The sequence below is a fragment of the Rubripirellula obstinata genome, assembly GCF_001642955.1.
In the GTDB taxonomy this organism is placed as follows: domain Bacteria; phylum Planctomycetota; class Planctomycetia; order Pirellulales; family Pirellulaceae; genus Rubripirellula; species Rubripirellula obstinata.
Map to the genome: position 1 here is coordinate 1 of NZ_LWSK01000187.1, position 7,009 is coordinate 7,009.

6 protein-coding genes are annotated in these 7,009 nt (G+C 53.5%); 1 reads left to right on the top strand and 5 read right to left on the bottom strand.

Features of this window, described 5'->3' with window-relative positions; genetic code table 11:
- Window positions 1-660: 660 nt before the first annotated feature.
- The 4 genes from rimI to RC85_RS24205 all read right to left on the bottom strand — a co-directional run bounded on the left by rimI (window position 661) and on the right by RC85_RS24205 (window position 5,190).
- Window positions 661-1,137 (bottom strand): ribosomal protein S18-alanine N-acetyltransferase, encoded by a 477-nt coding sequence (gene rimI, locus RC85_RS24190; protein ID WP_068267324.1) that lies wholly within the window; start codon window positions 1,135-1,137, stop codon window positions 661-663.
- Window positions 1,138-1,569: 432 nt separating this feature from the next.
- Entirely contained in the window at window positions 1,570-2,463 is an 894-nt protein-coding gene (locus RC85_RS24195) for a ParB/RepB/Spo0J family partition protein (RefSeq protein WP_068267320.1), read from the bottom strand.
- A gap of 112 nt (window positions 2,464-2,575) precedes the next feature.
- On the bottom strand, window positions 2,576-3,322 hold the full coding sequence (locus RC85_RS24200) for a ParA family protein (RefSeq protein WP_068267321.1): 747 nt from the start codon (window positions 3,320-3,322) through the stop codon (window positions 2,576-2,578).
- Between the two features lie 512 nt (window positions 3,323-3,834).
- A complete protein-coding gene (locus RC85_RS24205) occupies window positions 3,835-5,190 on the bottom strand; it encodes a DUF1015 domain-containing protein (protein WP_068267322.1) in 1,356 nt (451 codons plus the stop codon).
- A gap of 268 nt (window positions 5,191-5,458) precedes the next feature.
- Between RC85_RS24205 and RC85_RS24210 the strand changes: the two genes are divergently transcribed.
- On the top strand, window positions 5,459-6,277 hold the full coding sequence (locus RC85_RS24210) for a GxxExxY protein (RefSeq protein WP_160148040.1): 819 nt from the start codon (window positions 5,459-5,461) through the stop codon (window positions 6,275-6,277).
- A 478-nt stretch (window positions 6,278-6,755) separates the two neighbouring features.
- Here RC85_RS24210 and RC85_RS28675 read toward each other — a convergent pair.
- The coding region (locus RC85_RS28675; RefSeq protein WP_238383214.1) for a hypothetical protein at window positions 6,756-7,009 on the bottom strand (254 nt) is incomplete at its 5' end.

Below are 7,009 nucleotides of genomic sequence, written 5' to 3' on the forward strand. Positions count from 1 at the left end.
TTTCGCGGCTACGCCGCGAAACCGAGCCAGAGAAGTGATGTGGGGCAGCCATCCGGGTGCTCGCGCACCCGGCAGGGAGCTGCCGGCCCTCCGGGCCTATTGCGCAGGAACTGATGCGACCTTTCGAGCGAGCGGCGACTATTATAAGTCGTAGGTTCCTAATCCGTTTTTTACTAGACCACAACTCTTCATGGCGTTGGGTACAGACCTTGATGGACTGAAGCCTGGCGGGCCCAGTTCCATGAAGACCGGGATGTTTGTTTGAGACAGTTCCCTAGCCGGATGGTCTGTTTACGGGCTGTCGAATTAATCGACAGCTCAGCGGTGATGGCGAGTCGCGGGCCTATGCTTTCGGCAGTGGGTAAAGCCCGGCCGCTTACGCGTCGCGGCTCACGTACGTGGGTGCAAGCGGCGGCTTCGCCGAAGGTAGTGCGTAGGCCCGGCCGCTTACGCGTCGCGGCTCACGTACGCGGGGGCAAGCGGCGGATTGGCCGAATGCAGTGGGTAAAGCCCGGCCGCTTACGCGTCGCGGATCACGAACGCGGGGGCAAGCGGCGGCTTCGCCGAAGGTAGTGCGTAAGCCCGGCCGCTTTCGCGTCGCGGGGCACTTTAATCGACGGGCCGTTTCGTGCCCTTTTAATGTCGCCCTTACTGGGGCGATCAACCAGCCAGTTTTGAAATCCGGTTGTGTGGTTGTGCGAGTTCTTCGTCGCTGGCCTGATAGCGGTACTGCATCAAGTAAGCGTCTTCGGCACTGTCTTCGTAGAAATCACGCAGCACCGATACTGCCTTGAAACCGATCGACTTGAAGAACAATTGTGCTTCCAAGTTTGTCTCGCGAACTTCCAGCATGATTCGGTTGCGTCGTTCGTGCGAAAGTTTGCCCAGCAACTTGCTGACCATCGCAAGGCCGACACCACTGCGACGACTTTCATCGGCGACGGCGAAGTTTAGAATGTGCAATCGGTTTTTGTGCAATTCGTAGATCATGAAGCCAACGACCCTGTCGTTTTCTTCAGCAACCATGCCGATGCAATTTCGCTGACGAAGACAGCGAATAAAATCATCTTCATTCCAAGAGAACTCAAAGCTCTTGTTTTCAATGCCCAGCACCGCAGGCATGTCTCGGCGAATCATCCAGCGAATATGAACGCACGTTTTGGTCGAACTCGTTTCCACGACGGACTCCTTTCCAGCAGAAAACACCACTCAAGACGCCCCCGACGAACGCCCCGCATCAGTCATCCTGACCGACATTTGCAAAAGTAGCAGATGCATGAAACCGAACCAAGGCAGATTGATAGGTTTTAGGATTTAGCGAATAGGTTTTCGGAAATTAGGAATGGTCGCGACAAAACTTCATTAGATTTGACTCGCCGAAGCCCCAACCCGAACGCGTAAGCGAGGGATTTCCGCGCCAAACAAGATCCCTTGCTTACACGTTCGGGTTGAGAAAACTGGAAGGCATTTCGGGGCAGTTCTCTACTCGGCGAGTCCGTGAAACAACCCGCGTGAAACCTTAATGGTCTCACGCGGGTTGATCGCGTTTTAACAATGAATCGTGCTGTTTTAGCCAGCGATTTTTAATTGCGGGCGGCCGCCTTGGTCGCAGAGGACTTCGCGAAGACGATCGAATTCATCGGGATCGGTGAAGTGGATCGTGATCTTTCCCTTGCCGCGAGCCGACGATTTGATCTCGACTTTGGTGCCGAAAATATGCCGCATCTCTTGCTGCATCGCTTCGACTTCGGGCGTGATGCTGCGGCGCTTTTGACGCGAGACGTTGACAATTTTCTTGCCAGTGTCCGCGTCCTCTTCCTTCTTCAAAAGCTCAGCAACATAAGTCTCCGTCGCCCGAACACTCCATCGGTCTTCCATGATCTTCTTGGCGATATTGACCTGGATGTCTTCATCACCGATCGGCAACAGAGCTCGTGCATGTCCGGCCGTCACCTCGCCAGCCGACAACAGGTCCAGAATGCCGTTGGGCAATTCCAGCAACCGCATCAGGTTGGCGATCGTGCTTCGGTCGATCGACAGGCGGCGTGCCAGGTCGTCTTGTTTGCACTGGTGTTCTTGGATGTACCGCTTAAACGATAACGCCTTTTCGATCGGACTCAAATCCTTGCGTTGCAAGTTTTCGATGATCGCTAATTCAGCAACCAAACGGTCATCGGCTTCGCGAACTTCCGCACGGATCGTTTGCAGACCTGCGTGAATGGTCGCTCGCAGACGGCGTTCGCCGCTGATCAGTTGATACTTGCCATCGACCACGCGAACCAAAATCGGCTGTAGTTGTTGATGGTTCTTGATCGATTCGGCTAGCGAAGCGATTTCGTCTTGGTTGAATTCGCGACGCGGCTGAAACGGATTGTTTTCGACCTGGTCGACACGAAGCTCTAGCGATTCAACGCCGCTTCTCTCGCCACTAGGGCTGTTTTCATCAACGAGGTCGCCGTCCATGTCGGTCCCAAGCAAGGCGGCGAGGCCTTTACCAAGGCGACGGTCTTTACCGCCGCCAGTTGGATTCTGGGGATTCGAGGATTGAGACGGGTTTCGTTGGGTTGCGGTTGAACTAGTCACGCTGGAGCACCTCCATGCACAGCTGGGTATAAGCGAATGCACCACGCGATCTGGGTGCGTACTGGAACACGGTTTTGCCGTGACTGGGGGCTTCGCTAAGCGAAACGTCCCGCGGCACGACGGAATCAAAGACAATGTCGCCAAAGAAATCTCTGACTTCTTCGTCAACTTCGCCCGTGAGTTCTAATGTCGGGTCGTACATCGTTAATAAGATGCCGCCGAATGTAAGTCGTCCGTCAGTTGCGACGATGACTTTTTTGATGGTTTGAATAAGCTGCGTCAGGCCTTCCATTGCGAAGTACTCGCATTGGATCGGCATCAGCACTTCGGTCGATGCGGTCAGAGCGGTTTGCGTCAGGGCACCGATACTTGGCGGGCAATCGACCATAATGAAATCGTATCCCTCCATGACGCTGTCCAGGTGTCCGCGAACGAGTTGTGTTTCGGTATCACCAGGGCTAGCAAGTTTGTCGACGTCGTGGAAAGTGCGGCTTCCCGGAACAATCGATAAATTCTTGACCTTTGATTCGACGATGGATTCTTCGAGTTGATCACTTTGGACAAGCGGGTGACCGTCGGTGGGACTGATCCCAAGCGAGGTCGTGGCGTTGCACTGCGGATCCATGTCGACCAGCAAGGTTCGCTGGCCCGCCATCGCTAAGGCGGCCGATAGATTGACGGCTGTGGTGGTCTTACCCACACCGCCTTTCTGATTAACCACGCAAAGGATCCTTCCCACAGTAGATTTGCTCCATCACTGAGTTTGCTCTCAGAGTTCAGACTCAGGCTTTGCTCTCAGATCTTTCTCTCCACAGGGTCTCTTCCCTGCAGAAACCGGACAGTACGGCAAATACGTCTGGTGAAACAAGACTGGTTTCACAAGAAACTAGGCGCTTCGGGGCGAAATGGCAGAGTAGGCGAAACGGGGTAAGGTTTGCCGGTTAGCAGGAAAGCAAAGTAGGCCGGAACAAGCGGAGCGCAGTTCCGGCAATTGCATTGAGACCTTGCCGGAATGCCGGAACTGCGCTTTGCTTGTTCCGGCCTACGTCAACCAAGGAACTGTCCCAAAACAGCTTCCCGATTTTCCCGTAGCTGGGCCCGCCAGGGTTCAGTTCCTGCTCAGTAGTTACTGCTCAGTAGCTCCTGCTCAGTAGTTACTACACAGTCCATCATTGGCTGTACCCGACTGAAACCTGGCGGGCCCAGCTACGACAGATTTCCCCAAAGACGGAAGCTATTTCGTGCTAGTTCCTACGAAAGTGGATTGAACGTCAGCCCTGACAAAAGCTTGGGGTAGAAATACGTGCTCTTGGCCGGCATCCGTTCTTTATGCAGGCTGATCGCTTCGACGTGGTTCAACTTCGCTGGCATGACCAGGGCCGCCAACGTGTACGGTTCGTCTGAGTCGCTTTCGGCCTGATTGCCCTCGCCCTGCAATCCGCTGATGACTTCATCCACTTCGTGAACGTAGGTCGGCTTGGGATGACCGGCACATCCCAGCAATTCGTCGATCACCAATCGGTGCAGCAGGCTGACGCCAAGATTCCGCCAATCATCACTCTTGTCGGATTCCAATTCAGCCATCGCCGCCGCGGCACCTTCGTTCGCTTTCGCCAGAACCCAAGTATCATCGCCAACGGCATACAGAGCGATCAAACCCTGGTCGTCAGCGGATTCCATGTTGCCCCAAGCCGCATGCGCCGCATTGACTCCGCCGCCGATGACTTCGCATTCAAACTTCCCGGCCAGCTTGGCGACGATCTGGCTGGACGAGAACTCGGGCGTGCCGCGAAGCAACCGGTGCGTCGGCAAAACGATCATCCCAGGATCACTCATCCCGACCAGCATCGTCATCACAAAATTCGCAGGATGGTCGGCGGGCAACGAGCCACCGTTCTCGTTTGCGACTTGCGTCTTGTAGTTGCAAGAGGTCTCGTAGCGATGGTGACCGTCGGCGACGAACATTGGTTTGTCCGCCATCAACTCGCTGACCTTGCCGCAAACCGCCGGATCCGTCACAGGCCAAATCGTGTGCGTGACGCCCAGATGATCAGTCGCACTGATCGGCGTCACACCCGCGGTCGCCGCATCGAGCAATTCAATCACGACGTTGTCAGGGTCGGGATACAGCCCAAAGATTTGCGAATTGTTTTGCTCAGTTGCAATGGTTAGTTTTAGCCGATCGACCTTCGCCTTGGGATGCGTCTCTTCGTGCGGATAGATACTGCCTTCGCCAAACGGAGTCGTCCGAACTCGGCCTTGGAATCCGCGTCGAGTGAAGCTCTGCCCGTCGACTTCAAAGGTCTGGTGATAGACGTAAAAGGCCGGCGAATCTTCGGTCATCAGCACGCCTTCGCTCTTCCACTGATCAACGAACTTCGCAGCCCGACTGTACCGTTCATCACCCTGATCGCCAGGTTCAGCACCCTGATCGCCAGGTTCAGCGCGATTCAAAATAATGCGAATCACGTTCGCCGGATGCTGCTTATAGAGCTGATCCTGCAACTCAGGATCGATCACGTCATACGGCGGCGCAACGACTTCGGACAAAGATCCAACGTGATCCAAATTATAGCGGACCGCAGCAAATGGAGCAGTTTGAGGCATCGACAAAGACTCGTGAATGTTTAGTAAAGGATCGGCAAAGGCCACCCGTGAAACATACGTGAAACTATACCTAACGCGAAAGGACAAAGAGCATGCGAGCAATAAAATTTGACAAGGCGATCGCAGTGGGATCGAATTGGGCAAAACGATGAAGGGGCAAAACGATGATGCGCAGCCCGGTTGCTCAACCAGTGCTATGGCCGCGCACCATCGTTTTGCCCCCACATCGTTTTGCCCAAAACGCCAAGCCCACCCCCTGGAGTTTACAGTGCCGGTTTCAAGAAATTTTCAGGTCTATGTTGCTTCCAACGAAGCATTCCATGATGCCGCGGAAAAGCTGATTGGAATTGCGTTTGATTTGCAGAACCAACGTGGGCGGTATTTGAAAGAGTGGAATTATCAGTTGGCGATGCAGGGACGAATTGAAGCAGCAGGTTTGGGCGATGCGATTCGGGAAGGTGAGATCGTTTTGTCTTTTCAAACGTTTCAAAAATCGCTGTTCACTGACCTTCTCTTTGACTCGATGTTGTTGCTGGAAATCAAAGCGACCCAAGACCTGTGCCCTGCCGATGAAGCTCAGCTTTTGCAATATCTAGCGCTGCTAGGCCTGCGTGATGGACTGCTGCTGAACTTTGGATCGCCGCAGGTACAGAAGCGATTTGTGTCGACCTTGATTCCCAGCGACGCCAGGCATCAAATTTCGGTGGACAGTTCACGATGGAGCCCCGATTCGGAAGATGCCAAAGAACTCGCAACGATGTTCCAATTGCTGATCAAAGACTGGGGATCGGGACTGAAGCGATCGCTCTACCTCGAAGCAGTCGTTCATTGCATGGGCGGAAGCGAAGCGGTCGTTCAAGAGGTCGCCGTCAATGATGCTAAAATTCAAATTGGATACATGCCACTCAACATGGTCGGCGGCACCTCCGCATTTACCTTCATGACGAAACGCCCCGACAGTCCCGGATTTGAAAAAAGCTTACAAAAACTAGTCGACTCAACCTCCCTAAAAAACCTTCATTGGATCAATCTCTACCACCAAGAATTGAAGTTGATCACTCTTGCCAATCGTCGCTGGAAACGGTGATGAGAAATTGGGCAAAACGATGGAGGGGCAAAACGATGATGCGCGCCCCGCTTGCTCAATCAGTACTAAGACCGCGCACCATCGTTTTGCCCCCACATCGTTTTGCCCAAATCATCCGAAAACACGCAATGCAAAAGTTTCCTAAACAACCAAAAAGGTACCTGACACCTTTGTCTTTCCCGAATCAATGGTGGAGGTTCTCAACGCAAAGACGCAAAGTCGCGGAGACGCAAAGTCGCAAACGTTTTGAAGATGGTACTTCTTTGCGTCCTCGCGCCCTGGCGACTTTGCGTTTCGATTCGTTGAACACCGAAACAACGTTTGAGGAACCCAGAAAAGGTGCCGGGTACCAAAAGCAAAAATTTTCTAAGCAACCAAAACGGCACCTGACACCTTCGTCTTGCTCGTCGCTGGAAACGTTGATGAGAAAATGGGCAAAACGATGGAGGGGCAAAACGATAATGCGCGCCCCGCTTGCTCAATCAGTACTAAGACCGCGCACCATCGTTTTGCCCCTCCATCGTTTTGCCCAACTCATCCGCGAACAGGCAATGCAAAAGTTTCCTAAACAACCAAAAAGGTACCTGACACCTTTGTGTTTCGCCAGAAAAGCACTGTCATGGTCAAACTTGAAAATGCTCGCTTTTGCGAGGTGCGCGCATATTCCTAGCGGCACCACCAGATGGTAGTTTTTTTGAGTCTCAAAGTCCAATGGCTTGTCGTTGCTACCGA

Bases quoted from the DNA above. Each gene is read 5' to 3' on its own strand.
- rimI (WP_068267324.1), bottom strand. From the start codon at position 1,137: ATGATTCGCCGAGACATGCCTGCGGTGCTGGGCATTGAAAACAAGAGC.
- RC85_RS24195 (WP_068267320.1), bottom strand. From the start codon at position 2,463: ATGGACGGCGACCTCGTTGATGAAAACAGCCCTAGTGGCGAGAGAAGC.
- RC85_RS24205 (WP_068267322.1), bottom strand. From the start codon at position 5,190: ATGCCTCAAACTGCTCCATTTGCTGCGGTCCGCTATAATTTGGATCAC.